Raw genomic sequence first — 23,041 nt, 5'->3', positions numbered from 1 at the left:
GTTTTCAGGGAGGAGATCAGATACACGTCTACACGGTTAGGTATGCCTCGACCTTCCGACTTATCCAAATCTTCTTTTTGCCGATAATTTATTAAACAATATAAGTAATCTGTGAGGTGATGCTATGAACGATTATGAAGCACTAGAGAATATGATGAAAGAGATTCAGCAAATCGTCTCGTTTCATGCCGGAGCCGAAACGAGAGTCCAGACCAGAGTGACTATCAGGAGTAACGATGATAAGCACATTTTAATAAACATAGGTGAAATTTCAGACATAGATATTCATTTTAAAAATCCTGTTATGAAATAGAGTTACTCCACCTTTTGTTAGTCAAAATGTCTGAATTTGTCATATCATACGCTTTCTGGCGATGGAACAGACATAATTGCGATAATGCTTCATGTGGTACATTTTTAGCTTTTATGTCTGAAATTGATATCTGCATAGTATTGTATTCAATGGTTATTTCTGGTATTTAAACCAAGAAAGCTGATATATCCATTTTATAAAAACTTGTTTTATCAGTAGAAATTTTATTGCGTTAATAAATGTCCTGGTTGTTAAAATTATTTTCTTTTCACTTTCTGCACTCTCCGGATTCTATTACTCCTGTCATTACTGAAGAGCTGTTCTTATGCCTGGTAATGTGAATACATGAACTGTTGCTGATAATCTCTAAACCGTGATTAGCCTTTCTTTATGTACTCATATCACAGCATTAACTTTATTCTCACTTGTTGTACAATGTAGTAACTTATTTTGTGCCTGATCAGGCCTGGTAAAGTATCAAGAGCCCCGCGGGATAATCTGAAACTGTTATGCTACAAAAGATGTCATATACCTTTTCTACGTTGCAGCAGCGCTATCTAAAGTTCTATTGTAGCTTGGTTCAATCTTTCTCTCAGTCTGAATCCCGGGCAATAACAGAGCCACTAGCTTCTTCTGTAGTGCAATGAAAAGAGTATCGAATGAATATTAATACACGGCAATTATTTGTGTTGTCGACGCTTGCCGGGACAGTTCTGACGACCTCAATACCCGTTTATGCGACAACGGCAAAAGATCAAACACTGGTGATAACTGGGCATAAACCCGTGGCTGCCCCTGAACTTACCCTAGGGGATACATTAACGCTGGAACCTAAATTCAGCGATCCTGATGGTGATACTGAAGATACTTCTCCATCAGGGACGACGTATCAGTGGCAGGTGGAAACGTCCCCAGGGCAGTGGGAGGATATTCCAGGACAGACCACGACCCAATACACACCCTCTTCAACAAATAAAGGTCATGTACTACGCGCGCAAGTCACAGCGCGAACAGACAGTAATAATACCATTCCCTTTGAGGGGGATGCGATTGCCTCAGGTTCTGTTGATACCTACAGCGTAATCAGCAGTACAAAGTCATCATTGCCAGATTGTGTTGGGCTGGCCGATACCGATATTAAATGCAGCGTGACGTTGATCAATAGCCTCGGCGAACCTGTCAGTAATGCGATTGTTGATATTAAGCCGGGATATTCTGCAAAAACAACCTCAGGGACCACGGATAGTAGCGGTCAAACGACCGTTATTGTGCACCCGGATAAAGTCGTTGATGCTGCGGAGGATAAAGAGGCTGAATCTGTGATAACCGTTAATAATGTTGAGGTCTTACCCAGGATAAAAGTCAAGGTTACACCGATAGTCGAGCTGTACGATAAAATAAGCAATAAAGCCAGAGACTGGTCTGGGCTTATTGCACATGGTGCTTATTTACCGATTAACAGTACCGTGGGTTTCGCAAGCGCAAATGGGAAAAAACTGGATAGTCATCGTTGGAAAGTTGAAGGTGTGACCCCTGCCGGCGAACAAAAAATCGTATTAGATGCAACAAATACGGAAATTCAGATTACTGATAAACCAGGTGTCGGTATGGAAGGCTCAATGAAATTTACTGATACTATGACGGGCATTGTACAAATGTCTCAATCATTTCGTTTTATGAGCTATGTTAAATTTTCTAATGTAATCGTATCACCATATGCTGGTATTGAAAATGTTTGTATAAATTCGGCGGAAGCAAAAGCGTTAGGTTCTAACGACGGGCTGGCAAGAAATGATCTGTTTAATTGGGATTATGATGGACTGCATGAAGGGGCGCTTTGGGCAGGGATTTCCTATTTGCCAAATACGCTCGACGGTGCTTATCGATATGGTGGTACTGGGCGCTATAGCTGGGTTCATATAATACAAGGGGTATACGCAGACTCCCCATTGAAACAAACAAGTAGTGTGCCTTCGCCAACTGATGTTTTATGCCGTTAATATTTATTATTCTATTTTTTAGTGACCGCACATGCGGTCACTTCTTTCAATAAAATCTGTCAGTATGAAATCAACATTCCGGTTAATACTAAACCGAATCGTGTTGCAGACCCTTCTTTTCCCTCTCACGTATTTCAGTCGTTATCATTAATGTCATATGCTGTAGCGAAAGCAGAATGCCGTCTACCGTATCTCTTGAATCCATAATTCACTTCTTAAACTGTAATATGTTGCTACGCGAAAAATAAATAATCATTTTAAAACAACAAGTTGCATCTTAAATTCGCAATTTAAAATAATATCACATCAAAATTGGATAATCCTGTCATAAAGTTCAGTGATGCAAGTGAGGTGTAACAGCATTCACTAACCGGCACACGAAGAACTACTGTTCACTATTTTAGCCCGGTTGTGAAAGCGCAGAACAGAGCTAACGGTGGGGATATCTCTCGCCACAGTGATTCACATAAGGGAGCTATGGTGAATATGATTAATACACAGGAACGTTATACTACTTTCCAGTTTGGTGATTTCTCTTTTACAAACGACGGTTTTTTATGTTGCGGAGCGGAAGAAGTTTATCTGCCGCCTAAAGAAGCTGGCGTGCTTAAGGTTTTATTAGCGAATGCAAAACGCGTGGTCAGTAAACATAAAATTATTAATGATGTCTGGTCTTCTGCGGTTAGCGACGAGTCGCTGACGCGAAGCATTTACCGTATTCGTAATGCACTTGGGCAGAATAAAGAAAATATCTTTATTGAAACTGTTTACGGTAAAGGATACAGATTCGTCATAGACGTTAACGCCACAGTATCAGATGCCCATACAAAAAACAGTGGATATCAGACACCCTGTCACGCTGTACAGTTAATGGCAGAAAAACGCACGTTAGCCGGTTATGAATTTGCGGCGTCAGATGCGGTCTATTACGCAGCATCGAAAACAAACCGCAACTGTAGCCAATGTGATTTTCTGAAAGAGTTAATCTCTGCGCTTAATAGTGATTTTCCGCTAAGAGAATAATTCGACTTCTCATACCCATCGACGCACTGGACGGTGGGTACTTGCCATGTTAAAGCCAGTCCTCACGATTGTGAGCCGTAGCCTATTGTTAATTGATTTCTCACCACCGTCATGGAGGGTATTAACTGCCCTTTATAGCGCACGTTATAAATAAAGTGAAAAACGCCGCCTGCCGATAAATGACGAACTGGTGTTAAATGGCCGGCGAGAGCGGGCAGGGGCTGACACCAGGTCGTACTGCATAAATTGATTTCCAGTCCCTGTGGCGGTGGAGTAAGAAGATTTATTTTCCACGTAATATATTTCACGGGCGCGTTACGTGGTACGACGGTGGGGGCGTGAAGAACACGCCCAACCAGTAATTCTTCGCCTGTAGTCAGCGTGCCACCGCTGCTCTGCTGGCTCCAGCTTCCTGCGGAAGCCAGGCATAATGACGAATGGAGCGCCAGCAGCAGAAATGCTGTATTAATGGCTTTCATTATTTTTGTCCGCCGATGCAGGTCGACATATGTAACATTCGGTCATGTGCAATCTCCTGCGTAGACAACACTACCAGCTGTGGGTAAATCCGGCGCAGAAAACGGGAAAGCATGGTTCTGAGCGGTGGCGCGACAAGCAGTACCGGCGGAATATTACGCGAGTTTTGCTCAAGGATAGCCTGTTCTGTCTGGCGGATCAGGCTGTCTGCAATACCCGGTTCAATGATGCTGTTGTTCTGGATTGCCTGCAGGAGAATCTTCTCAAGGTTGCTGTCGAGGCCAATCACGTCGATATCTTTATTATTACGGAACCAATGTTGGGTAATTGCCCGACCGAGGCGGCTACGGATTTGAGCGGTTAAATCATCAGGGTCGGTGATTGTTGGCGCAAATTCAGCCATCGTATCGATAATTGTGCGCATATCACGGATAGAAACTTGTTCCACCAGGAGATTTTGCAGCACTTTATGGAACAGCGTTAAAGAGATCACGCCAGGAATTAAACCATCTACCAGGCGCGGCATATCTTTTTCAAGGCGATCGAGCAGCAGTTGGGCTTCATTGCGGCCAAACAGTTCGCCAGTGTGCTGGGTAATCAGATGATTCAGGTGCGTTGCTACGACGGAGGCCGGGTCTACTACGGTATAGCCCTGTACCTGGGCCTGCTCACGCTGTACTTCATCAATCCACCATGCCGGGAAACCAAATGCCGGGTCTTTACACGGTGTTCCGTCCAGATCACCTTCGGCGCAGCCTGGGTTAATTGCCATCCAGCGTTCAGGGTGAATCGTGCCATGACCAATTTCCACGCCTTTCAGCAGGATACGATAACTGCCTGGTTCAAGGCTCAGATTGTCACAGATGTGTACAGACGGCGGGAGAAAACCCATTTCATGCGCAAAGTTTTTACGCAGGCCACGGATACGCGTCAGTAGCTGACCGTTTTGATCGCTATCAACCAGCGGAATTAAACGGTAGCCCACTTCCAGCCCCAGTACGTCTTCAATCTGTACGTCTGCCCAGGAGGCTTCGGCTGTAGCGTGAGCGGCTTCAGCGTGGATTTCGTCACGCGTTTTATCTTCTTTGCTGGCCGACTGATTATTCTCCTGGCGACCGCGTAACCACCAGGCTAACCCCAGCAGTGCAGCGGTAAAGAGCAGAAATACCAGATTAGGCATACCAGGGATCAACCCAAGCAGACCGATTACGCCAGCCGCCAGCAGCATTACCTGAGGATTGTGGAACAACTGACCCACCATTTGCTCCCCGACATCCTGTTCGGTCGCTACGCGCGTCACAATAACACCGGCAGCGGTGGAGATTATCAGGGCAGGGATCTGGGAAACCAGACCGTCGCCAATGGTTAACAGGGTATACGTTTCACCGGCTTGTCCGATCGCCATGCCGTGTTGCAGAACACCGATAGCGAGGCCGCCGATGATGTTAATGGCCATAATCATCAGGCCCGCGATGGCATCGCCGCGCACGAATTTACTGGCACCATCCATTGAGCCGTAAAAGTCGGATTCCTGGGTCACTTCGTTACGACGGCGCTTGGCTTCGGCTTCACCGATCAGACCGGCGTTAAGGTCGGCGTCAATGGCCATCTGCTTACCTGGCATCCCGTCGAGAACGAAGCGAGCGCCCACTTCGGCAATACGTCCGGCACCTTTGGTGATAACCATAAAGTTAATGATGATCAGAATCGCGAACACCACGATGCCGATAGCAAAGTTACCGCCTACCAGAAAATGACCAAACGCCTCCACGACGCGACCCGCCGCTGCAGCGCCGGTGTGGCCTTCCATCAGGATGATACGCGTCGAAGCAATGTTCAGCGCCAGTCGAAGCAGGGTGGCAAACAGGAGGACCGTCGGGAATGCCGAGAACTCCAGCGTGTTTTTGGTGAACATGGATACGAGCAGGATCATCAATGAAAGGACGATATTGAACGTAAACAGGGTGTCCAGAAGAAACGCCGGGAGCGGCAGGACCATCATGGCGAGGATCATCATGATCAGCACCGGGCCGGCCAGTATTCGCCACTGGGTATCTTTCAACTGTGGTAAACGTAATTTAGTGGCGATATCAGACATCGGTATTCATCTCGTGGTTAAAATCCAGTTTTTCCGGTACAGGAAGGTTCCGGGGTGGTACGGGTTTGGTTTCGCCGGTGTGGCGCCAGCGACGCAGGCTGTAGACCCACGCGAGCACTTCTGCCACCGCGCTATAAAGTTCTGTTGGGATCGGTCTGCCAATCTCGCTGTGTCGGTAAAGCGCACGCGCCAGCGGTGGCGCTTCCAGCATCGGGATCTTATGTTCTTTCCCCAGCTCTCTGATGCGCAGCGCGACTTCCCCTGCGCCTTTGGCCAGCACGATTGGTGCGCTCATACTGTTTTCTTTGTAGGACAGGGCGACGGAGTAGTGCGTTGGGTTGTTGACAATCACATCCGCCTCAGGCACATCGGACATCATGCGGCTTCTGGCGATAGCGCGCTGCATCTGCTTGATTCTGTTCTTGATGTGCGGATCGCCTTCCTGCTGCTTAAATTCATCGCGTATTTCCTGGCGGGTCATACGCAGCTTTTTCAGGTTGCTGAAGATCTGGTTAAAAATGTCATAGCCAACCATCGGGATAATGCACAGCAGTACCATCATCAGGCAGTGCAGAATCAGGTCCATCGCGCGGCCAATCGCTTCAGGCAGTGGAGCACTCACTAACTGGATGAAATGCTCTTTATTATTAGTAAGATACAAAGTACAGCCTGTTCCTACTAAAGTAACTTTCAGACATCCTTTTAATAATTCAGCGACCATTTGCCCTGAAACCATCCGTTTCATTCCTGAAAGTGGATTTAAGCGTTTTAAATCTACTTTCAGGCCACCGCCCAGGTGAAGCCCACCAATCAGTAATGGCGAGGCAATCCCCACTACAAACAGCCCAAGCAGAAAGGGCATCAATGCCTGAATCATCATTACCAGCATGTCGTAAAGCTGGTGAATCATGCTTAACGGGTCCTCAATTTGATGTCTGTTGAGGGTTAACCCGGAATGCAATAACTGTAATAACGTGCGGGCAAGGTTTTCTCCGCTACCCGTCATCAGCGACCAGCCTGCTAACAGAATCAGCAGGGAGGTGAGTTCTCTGGAACGAGGAATCTGCCCTTTTTTCCGCGCTTCTTCTTTTCGGTGAGCTGTGGGCTCTTCTGTTTTTTCCTGATCGCTTTCTTCTGACATACACCTGCCTGGGTCTGGTTCCTCTGCTAACCGCGTTAGTTCTGGTTATCAGAGGAAAATGACATTACATAGATTAAAAGCCGAGACTCTGGAGAAGGTCATCAACCTGGCCCTGGGATGTCATTACACCTGCCTGGGTCTGATCGATTTGTGGACCATTAATTAATGAATTAGCGACTTCTTTCGTCGGTACAGTCTCTTCAGGAATGTTATCTACGAGTACCCGAATCAACTCTTTTTCGACAACTTCAATAATGGTCATCATGCGCTGGATAACCTGACCGGTCAGATCCTGAAAGTCCTGCGCCATCATGATTTCCATGAGTTGATTATTGGTTTTACCGGCCAGACTGGTCGCCTGTTTCAGATAATGCCGGGTATCTTTTACCAGTTCACGGGCTTCCGGCAGTTCAACAGGCGCATCAAACCAGGCATCCCAGCGTTGTGTTAACTGTTCAGCTCCGCTGGAGATAGCGTCCTGCATCGGTCTTGTTTCTTCCACACTGTTCAGCACACGCTCCGCAGCCTGCGATGTTTTCTTTGCCACATAATTCAGACGTTCGCGGGCATCAGGGATCGCTTCAGCCGCATCCATGATGGTTCGCTCAAGGCCAAGACTGACCAGACTATCCCTTAGCATCCGTGTGATATTACCAATACGGGTAAAGACGTCTGGATCGTGATTCTTTGGTGGCAGTTGCGCAGACGCGGTCATGATTATCCCCCGAGCTTCTCAAAGATTTTGTTCAGCTTTTCTTCAAGAGTGGCTGCGGTAAAAGGCTTAACCACATAACCGCTGGCACCGGCCTGCGCTGCGGCAATAATGTTTTCCTTCTTCGCTTCTGCGGTAACCATCAGCACAGGCAGCGCTTTAAGCGCACTATCCTGGCGAATTTCATTCAACAGCTGCAAACCGTCCATGTTCGGCATGTTCCAGTCACTAATGACAAAATCGAATGGTTCTTTTTTCAGACGCGTCAGCGCGTCATGACCATCCTCCGCTTCGTCAACATTGTTGAAGCCGAGATCTTTAAGGAGATTGCGGACAATGCGACGCATGGTGGCAAAGTCATCAACAACGAGGAAACGTAAATTCTTATCTGTCATGGTATATCCTGAAAAATTTCTAAGTACGAAATAGGCTGTTAAATACGGCGAGACTGCCCGGTTATGTTATTGAGAATTTGTTGGCTCATATCATCGAGGTCGGCGACTTCTGTTACCGCCTCTAAAGCCACTGCTTCACGGGGCATACCGAATACCACACATGAACGTTCGCTCTGGGCGAGGGTTCGGGCGCCTGCGTTACGCATCGCCAGCAGACCTTTCGCACCATCGTTACCCATACCCGTCAGGATCACACCGACGGCATTTCGTCCTGCGACTCGGGCAACGGATTCAAACAGCGTATCTACCGACGGACGATGGCGGTTAACAGGCGGCGTATCGCTAAGTTTGATATGGTAGTTAGCCCCGCTACGTATTAACTCCATATGTCTGCCGCCTGGCGCGATATAAGCATGACCGGGTAGTACGCGGTCATCATGCTCTGCTTCCTTTACGGACAGCAGGCAGGATTTATCCAGACGCTGGGCAAAAGAACGGGTAAACCCTGGTGGCATATGTTGTGCGATGACGATTCCCGGACATGTCGGCGGCATTGGCAAGAGGACATGGCTTAATGCTTCCGTACCACCGGTAGAGGCGCCAATGGCAATAATTTTTTCACTGCCAATAAGCGGGGCGCGAATAACGGGAGGAACTGTTCTTTTCTGGAAACTCCGCACGCTTGCCGCGATACGAATTTTGTCAGCGATCATATCGCTGTATTTTTCCATCCCTTCCTGAAGTCCTTGCTGAGGTTTAGTAATAAAATCTACGGCGCCCAGTTCCAGTGCTGCAATAGTGATATCAGAGCCTTTGCTGGTCAGTGAAGAAAGCATTAATACCGGCATTGGACGCAGACGCATTAAACGTTCAAGAAAATCCAGACCATCCATGCGCGGCATTTCAACGTCCAGCGTCAGTACATCCGGGTTATGTTGTTTAATCAAATCACGGGCCATGATGGGATCATGCGCCGTGGCGACCATTTCCATATCCGGTTGTTGATTAACAATTCGCGTCATGATATTGCGAATTAACGCCGAATCGTCCACGCACAACACTTTTATCTTTTTCATTTGTTACCCCTTTGCCAGGCAGTAAACAGATTGGCCGCGCAGGCGAAAATGACTATTTGCAGTATTAAAATGTTCTGAATGACCCGCAAAAAGTATTCCACCTGGTTTCAGTATTTCTGCAAAACGGCGCATAAGAATATCCTGCGTATTTCTGTCAAAATAAATCATCACATTGCGACAGAAAATAGCATCAAACGGTGCAGGAATATCCCACTGCGGGGCCACGAGATTCAGCTGTTGGTAATGAATCGATGCCAACAGTTCCCTTTTTACCTTTACTTTATCACCGTGATTTCCTGTTCCACGCAGAAACCAGTCTTTTTTCTGTTTTTCATTCAGACTAGCCAAATCGGATAATTGATAAATTCCTTTTTTGGCATGACGCAGAACATCGGTATCAATATCCGTTGCCAGTATGCGAGGCCCCGTAATACTACGACCCAGCGTTTCTTCCAGCGTCATCGCAATTGACAGTGGTTCTTCGCCTGTGGATGCGGCAGCGCACCATACGTTATACATACCGCGCCGACTCCGCGCATGTTCTGCAAGAATAGGGAAATGGTACGCTTCACGAAAAAAAGAGGTCAGGTTAGTGGTCAGCGAGTTGACAAATGTCTGCCATTCCGGCGCATCAGAGCTGCTTTCAAGCAGTGCCATATACTCACTGAAGCTGTTTATCCCTAGCTGAGTGATTCGGCGGGATAAACGATTATAGACCATATCTTTTTTTTGACCATTCAGGACAATACCTGCACGGCGGTAAATTAGCTCGCTGACACGTGCTAAATCTTTATCCGTGAGAGTGTTCAGAGTTTGCGCAGGGAATTCAGAGTGATTAGCCATATTGCGGAATTTTATTTCTCAGTGTTTCCGCATTTAGCGGGGGATAGAGAGTTATTTTCAACACATGATTGGGGTTTCAATACGTATCACCCGATCATAAACACAGCCAGGCGGTGATCAGGTGATACGGGAAAACAGAAAATAACAATCAGGATTAACGGAGTGACTAAAACGAAAAATCGACAATCAGACACCCATATTCATGATGTCCTGATACGCGCTAACCATTTTATTGCGTACCTGAACACCAAGGTTAAGTGCTACAGATGACTTCTGCATCGAAACCATAACATCATTTAAGCCAACTCCCGGCACGCCTGCCAGATAGTCTTCAGAGCCTTGTTTGGCCTGATTCTGGAGCTGGCTGATATTATTGAGGCTGTTAAATAACACATCAGAAAATTGCGTTTTATTTTCTGTGTCATTTGATTCTGTCAGAGCAAGCTGATTCTGCATTGCAGAAACCTGGCCTGCCTGACGCTGGATCTGATTTACTACCCCATTGATTGTATTTAGGGACATATTGTTATTTCACCTTACTGACACTTAACAACAGATAGTTGATACTGATGTCTTATCAGCTCTGTTTAATTTAGGCGTACTTTATCATGGCGGAAGTTCAGCAGCATTGTGGGAAAAGTCAGCATAAACCTGTTCTTATTGCAGATTAGGTTTAGGGCTGTTTCAGGCGATAATTCTTATCTGGCAAATTTTCTGAAATGAAAAATTGTCGCGAATAATACTCATCACCAGTTTGTTCATCTGCATCTGCAATATGACACCTGCGTTGAAGTCGTACCATTTAACTTTACAGGAATATGGCATGAATGCCACAACCCAGGGTAATAAAAAAAATAGTCCCTTTGATTTTAAGGCACTACTGGAACGAATTCGGGCAAATCCCAGAATTATTTTTATGATCACAGCGGCGGCAGCAATTTCAATTGTTGTCGCCTTGCTATTCTGGATGCAAGGGCCAGTTTATCGAGTTCTCTACAGTAATATTAGCGAACAGGACGGTGGAGCGATTGTCACTCAGCTTAGCCAGATGCAGGTTCCTTATCGCTTTGCTGACCATAACGGCGCCATCATGATCCCGGAAGACCAGGTTTATGAGGTCCGTCTTAAACTCGCACAGCAGGGATTGCCGAAAGGTGGCTCTGTAGGGTTTGAACTGCTCGACCAGGAAAAATTTGGTATTAGCCAGTTTAACGAGCAGGTTAACTTCCAGCGTGCGCTTGAAGGTGAACTGGCTCGTACTATTGAGACGTTAGGTCCAGTACAGAGCGCCCGTATTCATCTGGCAATACCGAAACCGTCACTGTTTGTCCGCGAACAAAAAGCGCCTACTGCTTCAGTGACTCTTACTTTACAAAATGGCAGAACACTGGATGAAGGCCAAGTCAACGCCATCAGTTACATGATAGCCAGCGCGGTTTCTGGCCTTGATGCCGCTCATGTCACCATTGTGGATCAGTCTGGCCATTTGCTTTCCGGCAGTGACACTCACAATACCCAGACAACACAGCTTAAATATATCCGCGAAGTTGAAGATGACTATCAAAACCGTATTCAGGCAATTCTGACACCCGTTGTAGGCAGCGCCAACGTTCGTACGCAAGTTACGGCGCAAGTGGATTTCACCCAGAATGAGCAAACTGTTGAGGAATATGCCCCCAACACGTCGCCAGACAAGATGTCTATCCGCAGCCGCCACGTTGTTCATGATGAGCAGGGCGGGAAAAGCAGCGTTGGAGGAGTACCTGGCGCGTTAAGTAATCTACCGCCTACGGCCGCCACCGCACCGATTACCACCTCAACGCCAGCACGCGGCGCCAAAGATAGCGCGACACGCCCGGCGCCTCAGACGGTAAGCCAAAACCTACAACCTTACAGTCAGAACCATGACGACATTACCAATTACGAGCTGGACAGAACGCTAAAACATATCACCCGCAACACGGGTAATGTGGAACGTTTGTCGGTCGCGGTTGTTATCAATTATCTGCCAGGAAAAGCCGGAGAACCGGCGGCTCTGACGCCAGCGCAGATGAAGCAAATCAACGATCTGGTTAAAGAGGCAATGGGCTATACCGCTTCCCGTGGGGATTCGGTAAATGTGGTTAACACACCATTTAGCCAGTCAGACAAAGATGTCGCTCTTCCACTGTGGCAACAGCAGGATGTCATTCAGTTAGTTCTTAGCGTACTGCGTTATCTTTTAGTCGCTCTGGTTGCCTGGATGCTGTGGCGTAAAGCCGTATGGCCATTCTGGGTGAAACATCAGGAAATGCTGCTCCAGCGGCTCGAAATGGAAAAAGAAGCACGTCAGGCCGAAGCAACGGCGCAGCGGCAGAAAAAAGAACACAGCGAACTTGCCAAGGCTCAACAGCGCATGGATACCGAGCTTACTACTCAGCAACTGCGTGAAATGGCCGATGAGGCACCGCAGATTATTGCACTGGTTATTCGCCAGTGGATGAATAAGGAGCAGAAACCATCATGAATGCTGCCATGCGAAGCGCCATTATTATGCTAACGCTCGGCGATGACCGCGCCGCCGACGTCTTCCGCCATCTCAGTCCTCAGGAGGTGGCACAGATAAGCACTGCTATTGTCAGTATTCACTCTTATACCCATGAGCAGATTGCTCAGGTGCTGAGTGAATTCAAACGCGATTCAGAAGAGTATGCGTCCATCAGCATCAATGCGGATGAGTATTTACGCAATGTTCTGGTGAAAGCGCTGGGTGAATCCCAGGCCGAAGCCTTGTTGGATAATCTGCTGGATGCCCATAGTGAAAACAACGGTATCGATACGTTGGGTCTGATGGAACCGTATATGGTGTATGACCTGATTCGGGAAGAGCATCCGCAGATTATTGCGACCATTCTGGTGCATCTGAAACGCGCTCAGGCAGCAAGCGTACTGGCGAAATTCGAAGAACGCGAACGTAACGACATTATGTTGCGTATTGCCACCTTTAACGGCGTCCAGCCGGTGGCACTGCAAGAACTGACGGATGTACTGAACAATCTGCTCCACGGTCAGTCACTGAAGCGCAACAATATGGGTGGTGTTCGTCCGGCGGCTGAAATTCTCAACCTGATGAAAACTCAGCAGGAAGAAGCGGCGCTTACTGCATTCCGTGAATTTGATCCTGAACTGGCGCAAAAAATTATTGACGAGATGTTCCTGTTCGAAAATCTGGTGGATATGGACGACCGCAGCATCCAGCGCCTGCTGCAGGAAGTCGATGGCGAGTCTCTGCTGGTTGCGTTGAAAGGCGCTGATCAGGCGCTGCGTGAGAAGTTCTTCAGCAACATGTCCAAACGTCAGGCTGAAATTATGCGTGATGATCTCAATTCCCGTGGTCCGGTACGTATGACCCAGGTTGAAGCAGAACAGAAATCCATTCTGTTGGTGGTACGTCGTCTGGTGGAAGTCGGAGAGATGGTGATTGGCGGAGGTGAGGATGTCTACGTCTGAGACAACCTGGAAACCCTGGCGGCCTGATGATCTGCTCGGGCAGGGCAGTTCCTCATGGCCAAACCTGGAGTCTGAAAATCATGCAGATGCAGACCCAATGTCTGACCCGGACCGGCAGGCAGAGCTTGCTCGTGTTCGCCAACAGGAAGGGCAAAAAGGGTTTACGCAGGGACTGGTAAAGGGCGAAGAAGAGGGCCGCCGCCGCGGCTACGAAGAAGGATTGCAACAGGGAAAAGCCGAAGGCATTAAGCAAGGATTAGCGGAAATACATGCTCAACAATCGCTGTTAAATTCACAGTTTTCCCGCGTGATGGAAAGTTTCCAGATCTCGGTTGAAAACATGGACAGCGTCATTCCTGCCCGCCTGGTGCAACTGGCGCTGATGGCGGTGCGTACTCTGTTGGGCGGGCAGGGCGTTACGGATAAAATGCATACCAGTCTGATGAATCACATCCGTACCCTACTCAACGAAGATAGTTTACTGAAAGGTAAATTTCGCCTGACCATCAGTGCGGAAGAACCAGAAGAGGTACGCCAGCAGCTTGAGACGTTACTCTCAGCCTATGACTGGGAATTGTGTGCCGATCCTCATCTTCTACCCGGCGGTTGTCGGATCAGTACGGAAGAAGGGGAACTGGATGCCTCGCTGGAAACCCGCTGGCAGTCGTTGTGTCAATTGGTTCGTAACAGGGGCGGTGTATGACTTCGCATCTCAAAAACTGGCTGGGTGCTCTGGAACAGCAAGAAACGCGGATGACGACGTTACCCGCTTTTCGTCAGTACGGCAGGCTGATCCGCGCGACTGGACTGGTGATGGAAGCCACCGGACTAAAATTACCCATCGGAACGCTGTGCATTGTTGAACGTGACGGCCCGGATGGTATTCGTTGTGTAGAAAGTGAGGTTGTTGGTTTCAGTGGACAAACGCTGTATCTGATGCCGCTGGAACATGTGGACGGCATCTTGCCTGGCGCCAGAGTCTGGGCGCCGGATAGCGGTGATAAGTTAACACAAGGCAAGCAGCTTCCTGTTGGGCCTGGATTATTGGGGCGTGTGCTGGATGCCAGTGCGCGACCACTGGATGGCCTTCCTCCTCCCAGTAATAGTGATCGGGCAACATTATTTACCGCTCCGTTTAACCCGTTACAACGCGATCCTATTCGCAATGTGCTTGATGTCGGCGTTCGGGCGATCAATGGGTTACTGACCGTGGGACGAGGCCAGCGTATGGGGCTGTTCGCGGGGTCCGGTGTCGGGAAAAGTGTCCTGTTAGGCATGATGGCGCGCTATACCACCGCTGATGTGGTGGTTGTGGGACTCATCGGCGAACGAGGCCGTGAAGTCAAAGATTTTATTGAAAATATCCTCGGAAAGGATGGCTTACAGCGTTCGGTGGTTATTGCTGCGCCTGCCGATGTATCGCCGGTACTGCGTATGCAGGGGGCGGTATATGCAACCCGTATTGCGGAAGATTTCCGTGACCGTGGATTAAATGTGTTGCTGATCATGGATTCGCTGACGCGTTATGCGATGGCGCAACGTGAGATAGCATTAGCCATTGGCGAACCGCCAGCAACCAAAGGCTATCCGCCTTCTGTTTTCGCCCGTTTACCGGCCCTGGTGGAGAGAGCCGGAAATGGTATCCGTGGCGGTGGATCAATCACTGCATTCTATACCGTATTGACGGAAGGCGACGATCAGCAGGACCCGATTGCGGACTCCGCTCGTGCCATTCTCGACGGACATATTGTTCTGTCACGCCGACTGGCGGAATCAGGCCACTATCCGGCCATTGATATTGAAGCTTCTATCAGCCGTGTGATGACGGAAATTACGCAACCAGCGCAATTTAAAAAGGTACAGCGTTTTAAACAACTTCTGTCCTCGTGGCAGCGGAACCGGGATTTGGTCAGCGTAGGGGCGTATGCCAGAGGCAGCGATCCTTTACTGGATCAGGCGATCACCTTATATCCAGAAATGGAACGCTATCTGCAACAGGGCATCCATGAACGCCAGGAATATGATGTTTCATGTCGCCAGCTCGATGCGTTATTCCCGGATAACAGAGGCCCTGAAGCAGGTGAATAATCATGGCAACGTCAGCACCAATGGATGTTTTGCGGGATCTGGCCGAAAAGAAACTCAATGACACCACGGTGCGACTGGGGCGTGCGCGCCAGTCGCATGAGAATGAAGTCTCACGTTTACAACAATTACAGACATACGAATCTGAATATCGTCGCCAACTGCAAAACACCATTGCCGATAAGGGGATGTCAGTGTCTACGCTCCAGTCATGGCAAAGTTTTATTGGTGCGCTGGAAAAGGTCGTTTTGCAGCAGGTAAACCAGGTGAACAACAGCCAACAGATTGTCGATGCCTCGCTCAGTGACTGGCAAAAAGATCGTCAGCGGTTAAACGCATTTGAAACATTAAAAAGCCGGGCCGAAGCCCAGCGTATATTGAAAGAAAACCGACAGGAACAAAAAATGATGGATGAATTTGCCCGCCGCGCCAGCCAGAGGGGAAAATAAAATGCAGGTAATTTCTTTACCTATGAATACTGGCAATCTGGGGCATGGACACGCTGTAACGCAGAATGACACAGACACGTCATCATTTGCCGCAGAACTCGACAGCAAACTGCTTCCTGGCGCCATCCCGAAGCCTCATCTTCCGTCGGAAGGGACAGTAAATCTGTTACCGAACGAGGAAGAAAAAGGGAAAGGATCGCCTGAAGGGGAGCACTCTGGTGTCATGGATAATCTGTTTTACCTGCTTCCGGCGCAAAGTACACCATTACCAGAAACAGGTATAAACCAGGAAATGACAGCGTCACCGATGTTTGAAGGCAATGGACTGGTTACCGCCCTGAAAAATACGTCGGTGTCGCCTGAAAATGTGGCGTCCCAAACGGAAAAGGGGAGTTCCGATGTTAGTTTGCCTGAAACTGAACTTTTAGCGGAACAGAATGGGGATGAAGTACAAAATAATGCTTTCGATACCAGCCATTCGCAAACGTTGAATAAAGCCGTTGCCTATTCAGAGTTTGCGGGGAAAGTCGGTAAACCGGTTGCTCATCCATCTTCATCGCTGCCATTAAAACCCGATTCCTTGCATCTTGAGTCGGCCACCAATACCGGTCATACACTGCCTCAGTCATCGGAACAATTGGCAACGTCTCTGGATTCGGCGGTGGCGAATCAACCGACGGAACAGATGCCTGTACAACATCAGGAAAGTCATACAGCGGATGCTTTTCATATCCCAACCATTGGGGATATGAGCATTCAAATCCGTGAGCCTGTGGGGGTATCCCCATCTGCGCAGCCCTCTGTATTGACAGCGTCTGTGGGGACTACGGAATGGCAGCAGAATTTGAGTCAGCAGTTGGCTTGCTTTACTCGTGAAGGGATTCATCATGCGGAGCTGAGATTGCACCCGGAAGATCTTGGTAGTCTGCATATTAGTCTGCGGATAAATAATGATCAGGTGCAGCTTCATTTTGCCGCAGCCGACCATCAGGTTCGCGCTGCGCTTGAAACGGCGATGCCTCATTTACGAAACTCCCTTGCAGAATCAGGGATCTCTCTTGGGCAAACCAATGTTGCTGCGGACTCCAGACCTTCGTGGGAGAACGGTTCGCAAAATCAGACAGCAGAACAGGATATGCAATCCGATGATGGTGTGGAAAGCGTACCGGATGAACCAGGCGTAATTCTGCATACGATCAGTCGTTCCGGCGGAATAAATACTTTTGTCTGATAAATTTATTTTGTTATTTATCTGAAAGCCCGGTTCCCGGGCTTTGTTGTTTTATTATGGTGGTATTTTTTCCGGGTTTAAACTTGCTTCTTTGCGGGCTGTTGATATCGATCCTGATCTTTAATTATATTAAAATTCAACTGGTTATAAATCTCACGTAGGTGGTGTTTTTTTATCATTTCTGCAACATTCATTTTCATTAAGGATGCAGGCAAACGTTTACAATGTTGTCTGAAGTCAAATCTATCTATCAATTTAATGCCAGCAGCGACATTTTTTTGCCGGATTATTAATACCAGGTTATGTAATAGAATACAGCACCTGTCCCGGGTGTAACGGGGTGCAAATTACTGAGTATATTTTTGTGATGTCAAAAAAGAATCTGGATACCACTCAGAGTGGCAAAAAAAGCAAAGGTCGCATAGCGCTGACCGTCCTGGCATTTGTTTTTGCCAGCGCATGTTTTGGTTATACCTGGACAGAACTGGAGAGTTTAAAGAACAATGTTAAAAAAGGCACAATAGAGCAGGAAATTGAAGAAATAGAGGAAACGTTTGAAATACCTATTTATACACCTTTGGATACGTTTACTGTCAGTCTGAAGCCTGGTGTCGATGGAACAGAACATGTTCTGTATGTTGGATTGACGCTGCGTCTGAAAGATCCTCGCTCCCAGGAATTGTTAAAACGTTTCCTGCCAGAAATTCGTAGCCGCCTTGTTATGCTATTTTCACAGCAGACGATGGAGGAGTTGAGCACACGCGAAGGTAAACAGCAACTGGTTCATCAAGTTGAAAAAGAACTGGCAAGTCCACTATCCGGGAAACAGACGGTTAAAGTTACCGATGTTTTATTTAACATCTTTATTTTACGGTAATCGCTATGTCTGACAATATTTTGTCACAGGATGAGGTGGATAGTCTTCTGAATGGCGATGGTAACGGCGCATCTGAAAACACTCTATCTGCCATGGCTCCTGAGGATGGTATCCGTCCTTACGATCCGGTGACGCAACGACGCGTTGTTCATGAACGACTCAGCACGCTGGAATTCATTAATGAACGTTTTGCCCGCCAGTTTCGTGTCGGAGCGTTCAACGTGTTGCACCGCAGTCTGGACGTCACTACCGGTAATATTCGGGTACAGCCTTATCATGAATTTGCGCGTAACTTGCCTGTGATGACCAATCTTAATTTGATTCATCTGTCACCTTTGCGCGGGACGGCACTGTTCGTCTTTTCTCCCAATATGGTGTTTATGTTGGTGGAAAATTTATTTGGCGGTGACGGACGTTTTAAAACAAAAGCGGATGGGCGGGAGTTTACCCCCACTGAACAACGTATTATTCAGCGTATATTGTCAATTGCTCTGGAGTCTTATGACTTTGCCTGGAGTACGGTTTATGGTCTTAAAACAGAATATATTCGCTCAGAAATGCAGGTGAAATTCACCAATATTACGTCGTCACCGAATGATATTGTGATTACTACACCGTTTTATATCGAACTGGGTTCAGAGTGCGTCCAGATGGATATCTGCATCCCTTTCAACGTTATTGAGCCAATACGTTCTTTGCTTACCAGTCCACCACAGGAAAACGCCTGGCAGGAAGATCAAAACTGGCGTAATACGCTGGCTTCACAGGTCAGAAATACGGAACTGGAACTGGTGGTGAATTTATCCGACGTCCAGATGCGACTGTCACAAATTATGAGCCTGAAGCAACACGATGTTTTGCCGTTAGATAAACCTGAAATCGCTGAAGCTTATGTTGATGGCGTACGGGTACTGTCCGGGAAATATGGCAGTGCAAGCAATCAGTACGCCTTGCAGGTAGAAGAACTTTTTAATACAGCATTAGCACCTTTTTCTAAGGAGAGCTCGCATGAGCAAGAATGAACAGGCGGGCACTACCTCTACTCCCGCAGATACGGCCTGGGCAGACGCACTGGAAGAACAGCGCGAATCCGCAGGAACGACGGGCGTGATGGACGGGGCGAAAGCTATTGCCTCTGACCTGAATCTGGTTATGGATATTCCGGTCAGAATGACGGTAGAACTTGGCAGAACCCGTATGACCATCAAGGAACTTCTGGCACTGAGCCAGGGGTCTGTGGTTGCGCTGGAAGGTCTGGCAGGTGAACCTCTGGATATTTTGATTAATGGTTATCTTATTGCACAGGGAGAAGTGGTTGTGGTGTCGGATAAATTCGGTATTCGTATTACCGATATTATTACGCCATCTGAACGTATTTATCGCCTGAGCAGATAATGATCAATAGTACTCATACAGTTTTACCCACCGCTTCAACAACCAGCATGTCGTCGGTATGGATGCATACCGGCGGTATCCTCTGCCTGATAATATTCGGGTTACTTCTTTTACTCTGGTATTTACGTCGTTCTGGCGGTATTTCAGGGAAAAAAAATGGCCGCAATGCGCTGTTAAATATTAAATTCAGCCAGTCTCTGGGGCCGCGTGAACGCCTGGTTCTTGTGGAAGTGGGAAATCAATGGTTACTGCTTGGCGTGACGGCAGAAAAGATCTCCTGTCTGAGCGCCATCGACAAAAAAACGGTCGAAGAAAATTTTGCGGCTGTTGATCAACCGCAGTCCCGTAGCTCGCTGGTTGACTGTTTTCAGACAGTGCTGGCAAACAGTCTGCGGGGGCGTTATGGCAAGTCACAATAAAATAAAACCATCATGGCGGGTAATGTCGATTATCTGTGGCCTGTTGGTCATGGTGTTTGGCATCGGATTGCCTGTACATAGCGCATTCGCTGCCAATAGCGACATTCTGTTAACTCGCCCGGCGGGTGGGGAAGGCTGGTCTTTACCGGTACAGACGCTGGTCCTGCTGACATCGCTGACCTTTCTACCCGCTATTTTGCTGATGATGACCGGTTTTACACGCATCATCATTGTGTTGGGATTGCTGCGTAACGCGTTGGGAACGTCATCAACACCACCAAACCAGGTGCTGTTAGGTCTGGCGCTGTTCCTCACTTTTTATGTCATGTCGCCCGTGTTTAATAAAATCTATGACGACGCATGGATGCCTTTAAGTCAGGATAAAATCACCGCTCAGGTCGCCATCGATAAAGGTATTCAGCCGCTGCGGGAATTTATGTTGCAACAAACGCGTCAGGATGATCTGGCGTTGTATACCCGCATCGCTCATCAGCAAAACTTCGCCGGACCGGAAGATGTACCGTTAAGTCTGCTGGTTCCGGCGTTTGTCACCAGTGAACTGAAAACAGGTTTCCAGATTGGCTTTACCATCTTTATACCGTTTTTGATTATCGACCTTGTGGTCGCCAGTGTTTTGATGGCGCTGGGGATGATGATGGTGCCGCCAGCGACAATCTCATTACCTTTTAAATTGATGCTGTTTGTTCTGGTCGACGGCTGGCAGTTGTTGATTGGTTCACTGGCTCAAAGTTTTTTTAGCTGACGAGGAAAAGAGATGACAGAAGAACAAGTCATGGCGATGGGATTCCAGGCCATTAAAGTCGGTCTGATGATTGCCGCGCCGTTATTGCTGGCGTCTCTGGTTGCCGGGTTGGTTATCAGCATTCTTCAGGCGTCCACGCAAATAAACGAGATGACATTGTCTTTTATTCCCAAGATCCTTCTGATTGTGGTGGTCATTATTGCTCTTGGTCCCTGGATGTTAAGCGTTATGCTTGATTATATGCACGGGTTGTTTAACAGCCTGCCTTATCTGATTCGCTAGTTATGCTCACTCTGTCTCTGGCTGATCTCTACCTGCATATCGGTCAGTATTTCTTCCCGTTTTTGCGTATTCTGGCTCTTTTTACGTCAGCGCCGATCTTTAATGACAAATCGATCAACAAAAAGGTCAAAATTGCACTGTCGGCACTGATAGCCTTTCAGATAGCCCCCATATTGCCTGACAGCAATATTCGTATTGTTTCGTATGAGGGATTTCTGACGGGAGCGGGGCAGCTCATTATTGGCCTTATCACCGGGTTGATCATTCAGTTGATTTTTGTGGCTGTCCGCCACGCTGGCGAACTTATCGGCCTGCAGATGGGACTTTCATTTGCCACCTTCTATGACCGGGCCGGTGGACAGAATATGCCTGTGGTCGCCCGCTTTCTGAATTTACTGGCTACGCTGATCTTTTTAATCGCCAACGGACATCTTTACCTTCTGGAGATTATCGCCCGCAGCTTTGATATTTTGCCCGTTGTGGCTACGTTACCCAATGCGTCTGCTTATCTGGCTTTTGTAAAACTGGCGGGGCTTATTTTCAGTAGCGGTTTGATACTGGCGTTACCTATTGTGGCGTTACTGCTCTGTATTAACCTGACACTTGGTATTATTAACCGTCTGACGCCGCAACTTTCTGTTTTTGTGATCGGTTTCCCTATTTCACTTAGCGTTGGATTGCTGGCGCTATCGCTGATGATGTACTCCTTTGGCCCACTTTTTGAAAACCTGATGGCCACCATTTTTGACAATCTTCTGCAAATTATGGCCGCGATGAGATAGCCCTGCCTCGCAGCCGTTGTGAACCCAAAAAACGCGTCAGTATTTCTGCCTTAAAATTTTGTCGTTTTCCGTGCGGATTTCCCCTCTGATATACAGTTCACAGAATTGCCGGTAGGAACTCAGCCCTAATTTTTTTAGCGCGCCGCGTCTGATCTGATACAGCGTCGGTTCCGGTATTTTCATGCATCGGGACATTTCCGCTATTGACTCTCCGGCAAGGGGAAGCACCAGACAAATCCATTCTTTCAGGGAAAAACCATAACGTTCGTCCCGGTAGCGATTAATCGTATGCATGGGGCGAAATGTTTTACCCCGTAACCAGGTCTGGAAGTTGCGCTGAAAAAGACCGGAGTGCAGGTTATGGGAGTTAAAAAAAGTGACCTTACCTGCAAACTTGCGCGAGATGTAATGTGTCAGATAGGAGTTATAACGACTGACCAGCACGCCAACGCGTTTACGACTGTTAATCTGGATAAGAAAATCAACGGCTTCTTTGAATATTCGTAGCGATTCCGTCCCTGACATATCAAGCACTAACATAATGGTCAGCGTATCATCCAGGCCGATAGTGACCTGCTCAATTCGATGGATAAATGACAGGTTAATGTGGTTGTTGGAGAAAAGATTCTTCATCCCAAATGTGAAATACTCACACAGGGCCATGACAAATACAGGTGGTGTAGAATTAGTACAGCTTTCCATTAGTGCGCGGTCCTCGCGTATTTTCCTGATTACTTAGTTGACGTTGTTCGTCAGCATTTAAAATAAAAGGTTACTTTTTGGGGTATCTGACAAATTTAACATCCTTAGTGGTAAGTATAATACACCACATTAAGTAAATCCTGATTAGGATAATTCGATGCGGAATATAATTATAGTTTAATACTAAGGTCTGGTGATTATTAGTCAGGAGTCAAAGGAGTGCGGCAATGTTTGAGCGTTCGTTTATACTATGATTTATATTTCACCCAACGCGTTCATGCATAATTATTTTCCCCTGATTTATTTGCAGTCAGTGTTCTTATCAGAAAAATCACAATCCTGGTTATTAATCGACTACGCGCTGACGAAGAAAATTGTGGGTGTTTAATTATAAAAAAACCAGCCCAGGAGGAAGAACTGGGCTGGTTGGGGGGGCACGAGGCAGAATCATTCTGCCGTGGGGGTGCACATTAACGCAGAAGCTGCAGA

25 protein-coding genes are annotated in these 23,041 nt (G+C 47.6%); 16 read left to right on the top strand and 9 right to left on the bottom strand.

What is annotated here, in order from left to right:
- Nucleotides 1–124: 124 nt before the first annotated feature.
- From D9738_RS15680 to D9738_RS15670, 3 genes are all read left to right on the top strand, one after another.
- The gene (locus D9738_RS15680) at nucleotides 125–313 is read left to right on the top strand and encodes a hypothetical protein (protein WP_130209595.1); all 189 of its coding nucleotides are present in this window, start codon (nucleotides 125–127) and stop codon (nucleotides 311–313) included.
- A 659-nt stretch (nucleotides 314–972) separates the two neighbouring features.
- Nucleotides 973–2,313, top strand: a complete 1,341-nt coding sequence (locus tag D9738_RS15675; RefSeq protein ID WP_130238204.1) for a hypothetical protein — start codon at nucleotides 973–975, stop codon at nucleotides 2,311–2,313.
- Between the two features lie 486 nt (nucleotides 2,314–2,799).
- Nucleotides 2,800–3,336, top strand: a complete 537-nt coding sequence (locus D9738_RS15670) for a winged helix-turn-helix domain-containing protein (protein WP_165382798.1) — start codon at nucleotides 2,800–2,802, stop codon at nucleotides 3,334–3,336.
- A gap of 62 nt (nucleotides 3,337–3,398) precedes the next feature.
- Here D9738_RS15670 and D9738_RS15665 read toward each other — a convergent pair whose 3' ends face one another.
- The 8 genes from D9738_RS15665 to fliE all read right to left on the bottom strand — a co-directional run bounded on the left by D9738_RS15665 (nucleotide 3,399) and on the right by fliE (nucleotide 10,600).
- Nucleotides 3,399–3,815, bottom strand: coding sequence for a flagellar protein FlhE (locus D9738_RS15665; protein WP_130209601.1), 417 nt, complete (start codon nucleotides 3,813–3,815; stop codon nucleotides 3,399–3,401).
- Entirely contained in the window at nucleotides 3,815–5,911 is a 2,097-nt protein-coding gene (flhA, locus tag D9738_RS15660; protein ID WP_130209603.1) for a flagellar biosynthesis protein FlhA, read from the bottom strand. The genes D9738_RS15665 and flhA overlap by 1 nt, the downstream gene beginning before the upstream one ends.
- On the bottom strand, nucleotides 5,904–7,052 hold the full coding sequence (gene flhB / locus D9738_RS15655; RefSeq protein WP_130209605.1) for a flagellar biosynthesis protein FlhB: 1,149 nt from the start codon (nucleotides 7,050–7,052) through the stop codon (nucleotides 5,904–5,906). Before flhB ends, flhA begins: the two co-directional genes overlap by 8 nt.
- Before the next feature lie 73 nt (nucleotides 7,053–7,125).
- Nucleotides 7,126–7,767: a protein phosphatase CheZ gene (cheZ, locus tag D9738_RS15650; RefSeq protein WP_130209607.1), complete on the bottom strand. Its 642-nt coding sequence runs from the start codon at nucleotides 7,765–7,767 to the stop codon at nucleotides 7,126–7,128.
- Between the two features lie 2 nt (nucleotides 7,768–7,769).
- Nucleotides 7,770–8,159, bottom strand: coding sequence for a chemotaxis response regulator CheY (gene cheY / locus D9738_RS15645; RefSeq protein ID WP_130209609.1), 390 nt, complete (start codon nucleotides 8,157–8,159; stop codon nucleotides 7,770–7,772).
- Nucleotides 8,160–8,197: 38 nt separating this feature from the next.
- Nucleotides 8,198–9,235, bottom strand: coding sequence for a chemotaxis response regulator protein-glutamate methylesterase (locus D9738_RS15640; RefSeq protein ID WP_130209611.1), 1,038 nt, complete (start codon nucleotides 9,233–9,235; stop codon nucleotides 8,198–8,200).
- Nucleotides 9,236–9,238: 3 nt separating this feature from the next.
- The gene (locus D9738_RS15635; protein ID WP_130209613.1) at nucleotides 9,239–10,078 is read right to left on the bottom strand and encodes a CheR family methyltransferase; all 840 of its coding nucleotides are present in this window, start codon (nucleotides 10,076–10,078) and stop codon (nucleotides 9,239–9,241) included.
- A 186-nt stretch (nucleotides 10,079–10,264) separates the two neighbouring features.
- Nucleotides 10,265–10,600: a flagellar hook-basal body complex protein FliE gene (gene fliE / locus D9738_RS15630; RefSeq protein WP_130209615.1), complete on the bottom strand. Its 336-nt coding sequence runs from the start codon at nucleotides 10,598–10,600 to the stop codon at nucleotides 10,265–10,267.
- Between the two features lie 301 nt (nucleotides 10,601–10,901).
- Here fliE and fliF point away from each other — a divergent pair, with 301 nt between their 5' ends.
- From fliF to fliR, 13 genes are all read left to right on the top strand, one after another.
- A complete protein-coding gene (gene fliF / locus D9738_RS15625; RefSeq protein ID WP_130209617.1) occupies nucleotides 10,902–12,584 on the top strand; it encodes a flagellar basal-body MS-ring/collar protein FliF in 1,683 nt (560 codons plus the stop codon).
- Complete coding sequence (fliG, locus tag D9738_RS15620) at nucleotides 12,581–13,567, top strand: flagellar motor switch protein FliG (RefSeq protein WP_130209619.1); 987 nt, start codon at nucleotides 12,581–12,583, stop codon at nucleotides 13,565–13,567. Before fliF ends, fliG begins: the two co-directional genes overlap by 4 nt.
- On the top strand, nucleotides 13,554–14,270 hold the full coding sequence (locus D9738_RS15615) for a flagellar assembly protein FliH (protein ID WP_130209621.1): 717 nt from the start codon (nucleotides 13,554–13,556) through the stop codon (nucleotides 14,268–14,270). Before fliG ends, D9738_RS15615 begins: the two co-directional genes overlap by 14 nt.
- Complete coding sequence (fliI, locus tag D9738_RS15610) at nucleotides 14,267–15,655, top strand: flagellar protein export ATPase FliI (RefSeq protein ID WP_130209623.1); 1,389 nt, start codon at nucleotides 14,267–14,269, stop codon at nucleotides 15,653–15,655. Before D9738_RS15615 ends, fliI begins: the two co-directional genes overlap by 4 nt.
- A 2-nt stretch (nucleotides 15,656–15,657) precedes the next feature.
- Nucleotides 15,658–16,101: a flagellar export protein FliJ gene (fliJ, locus tag D9738_RS15605; RefSeq protein WP_130209625.1), complete on the top strand. Its 444-nt coding sequence runs from the start codon at nucleotides 15,658–15,660 to the stop codon at nucleotides 16,099–16,101.
- 1 nt (nucleotide 16,102) lies between these two features.
- Nucleotides 16,103–17,332 (top strand): flagellar hook-length control protein FliK, encoded by a 1,230-nt coding sequence (locus D9738_RS15600; RefSeq protein ID WP_165383339.1) that lies wholly within the window; start codon nucleotides 16,103–16,105, stop codon nucleotides 17,330–17,332.
- Between the two features lie 340 nt (nucleotides 17,333–17,672).
- Nucleotides 17,673–18,209 (top strand): flagellar basal body-associated protein FliL, encoded by a 537-nt coding sequence (gene fliL / locus D9738_RS15595; RefSeq protein ID WP_240725568.1) that lies wholly within the window; start codon nucleotides 17,673–17,675, stop codon nucleotides 18,207–18,209.
- A 5-nt stretch (nucleotides 18,210–18,214) separates the two neighbouring features.
- Nucleotides 18,215–19,231, top strand: a complete 1,017-nt coding sequence (gene fliM, locus D9738_RS15590; RefSeq protein WP_130209629.1) for a flagellar motor switch protein FliM — start codon at nucleotides 18,215–18,217, stop codon at nucleotides 19,229–19,231.
- Complete coding sequence (gene fliN / locus D9738_RS15585) at nucleotides 19,218–19,604, top strand: flagellar motor switch protein FliN (protein WP_130209631.1); 387 nt, start codon at nucleotides 19,218–19,220, stop codon at nucleotides 19,602–19,604. The genes fliM and fliN overlap by 14 nt, the downstream gene beginning before the upstream one ends.
- A complete protein-coding gene (gene fliO, locus D9738_RS15580) occupies nucleotides 19,604–20,023 on the top strand; it encodes a flagellar biosynthetic protein FliO (protein ID WP_130209633.1) in 420 nt (139 codons plus the stop codon). Before fliN ends, fliO begins: the two co-directional genes overlap by 1 nt.
- A 49-nt stretch (nucleotides 20,024–20,072) precedes the next feature.
- Nucleotides 20,073–20,786, top strand: coding sequence for a flagellar type III secretion system pore protein FliP (gene fliP / locus D9738_RS15575; RefSeq protein WP_130209659.1), 714 nt, complete (start codon nucleotides 20,073–20,075; stop codon nucleotides 20,784–20,786).
- A 12-nt stretch (nucleotides 20,787–20,798) separates the two neighbouring features.
- Nucleotides 20,799–21,068 (top strand): flagellar biosynthesis protein FliQ, encoded by a 270-nt coding sequence (fliQ, locus tag D9738_RS15570; protein WP_130209635.1) that lies wholly within the window; start codon nucleotides 20,799–20,801, stop codon nucleotides 21,066–21,068.
- A gap of 2 nt (nucleotides 21,069–21,070) precedes the next feature.
- A complete protein-coding gene (gene fliR, locus D9738_RS15565; protein ID WP_130209637.1) occupies nucleotides 21,071–21,850 on the top strand; it encodes a flagellar biosynthetic protein FliR in 780 nt (259 codons plus the stop codon).
- Nucleotides 21,851–21,886: 36 nt separating this feature from the next.
- Here fliR and D9738_RS15560 read toward each other — a convergent pair whose 3' ends face one another.
- The gene (locus D9738_RS15560; protein ID WP_130209639.1) at nucleotides 21,887–22,552 is read right to left on the bottom strand and encodes a hypothetical protein; all 666 of its coding nucleotides are present in this window, start codon (nucleotides 22,550–22,552) and stop codon (nucleotides 21,887–21,889) included.
- Between the last annotated feature and the right edge of the window lie 489 nt (nucleotides 22,553–23,041).

It is taken from the genome of Escherichia sp. E10V5 (assembly GCF_004212315.1).
In the GTDB taxonomy this organism is placed as follows: Bacteria; Pseudomonadota; Gammaproteobacteria; order Enterobacterales; family Enterobacteriaceae; genus Escherichia.
Note: the sequence above shows the minus strand (reverse complement) of the source record. Positions and strands in the feature narration are given on the sequence as shown.

Bases quoted from the DNA above. Each gene is read 5' to 3' on its own strand.
- fliN (WP_130209631.1), top strand. From the start codon at position 19,218: ATGAGCAAGAATGAACAGGCGGGCACTACCTCTACTCCCGCAGATACG.
- fliG (WP_130209619.1), top strand. From the start codon at position 12,581: ATGAATGCTGCCATGCGAAGCGCCATTATTATGCTAACGCTCGGCGAT.
- cheZ (WP_130209607.1), bottom strand. From the start codon at position 7,767: ATGACCGCGTCTGCGCAACTGCCACCAAAGAATCACGATCCAGACGTC.
- fliQ (WP_130209635.1), top strand. From the start codon at position 20,799: ATGACAGAAGAACAAGTCATGGCGATGGGATTCCAGGCCATTAAAGTC.
- cheY (WP_130209609.1), bottom strand. From the start codon at position 8,159: ATGACAGATAAGAATTTACGTTTCCTCGTTGTTGATGACTTTGCCACC.
- fliE (WP_130209615.1), bottom strand. From the start codon at position 10,600: ATGTCCCTAAATACAATCAATGGGGTAGTAAATCAGATCCAGCGTCAG.
- fliI (WP_130209623.1), top strand. From the start codon at position 14,267: ATGACTTCGCATCTCAAAAACTGGCTGGGTGCTCTGGAACAGCAAGAA.
- flhA (WP_130209603.1), bottom strand. From the start codon at position 5,911: ATGTCTGATATCGCCACTAAATTACGTTTACCACAGTTGAAAGATACC.
- fliO (WP_130209633.1), top strand. From the start codon at position 19,604: ATGATCAATAGTACTCATACAGTTTTACCCACCGCTTCAACAACCAGC.
- fliJ (WP_130209625.1), top strand. From the start codon at position 15,658: ATGGCAACGTCAGCACCAATGGATGTTTTGCGGGATCTGGCCGAAAAG.
- fliF (WP_130209617.1), top strand. From the start codon at position 10,902: ATGAATGCCACAACCCAGGGTAATAAAAAAAATAGTCCCTTTGATTTT.
- D9738_RS15560 (WP_130209639.1), bottom strand. From the start codon at position 22,552: ATGGAAAGCTGTACTAATTCTACACCACCTGTATTTGTCATGGCCCTG.
- fliR (WP_130209637.1), top strand. From the start codon at position 21,071: ATGCTCACTCTGTCTCTGGCTGATCTCTACCTGCATATCGGTCAGTAT.
- D9738_RS15640 (WP_130209611.1), bottom strand. From the start codon at position 9,235: ATGAAAAAGATAAAAGTGTTGTGCGTGGACGATTCGGCGTTAATTCGC.
- fliM (WP_130209629.1), top strand. From the start codon at position 18,215: ATGTCTGACAATATTTTGTCACAGGATGAGGTGGATAGTCTTCTGAAT.
- fliP (WP_130209659.1), top strand. From the start codon at position 20,073: ATGGTGTTTGGCATCGGATTGCCTGTACATAGCGCATTCGCTGCCAAT.
- D9738_RS15675 (WP_130238204.1), top strand. From the start codon at position 973: ATGAATATTAATACACGGCAATTATTTGTGTTGTCGACGCTTGCCGGG.
- D9738_RS15680 (WP_130209595.1), top strand. From the start codon at position 125: ATGAACGATTATGAAGCACTAGAGAATATGATGAAAGAGATTCAGCAA.
- D9738_RS15600 (WP_165383339.1), top strand. From the start codon at position 16,103: ATGCAGGTAATTTCTTTACCTATGAATACTGGCAATCTGGGGCATGGA.
- D9738_RS15670 (WP_165382798.1), top strand. From the start codon at position 2,800: ATGATTAATACACAGGAACGTTATACTACTTTCCAGTTTGGTGATTTC.
- D9738_RS15615 (WP_130209621.1), top strand. From the start codon at position 13,554: ATGTCTACGTCTGAGACAACCTGGAAACCCTGGCGGCCTGATGATCTG.
- D9738_RS15665 (WP_130209601.1), bottom strand. From the start codon at position 3,815: ATGAAAGCCATTAATACAGCATTTCTGCTGCTGGCGCTCCATTCGTCA.
- flhB (WP_130209605.1), bottom strand. From the start codon at position 7,052: ATGTCAGAAGAAAGCGATCAGGAAAAAACAGAAGAGCCCACAGCTCAC.
- D9738_RS15635 (WP_130209613.1), bottom strand. From the start codon at position 10,078: ATGGCTAATCACTCTGAATTCCCTGCGCAAACTCTGAACACTCTCACG.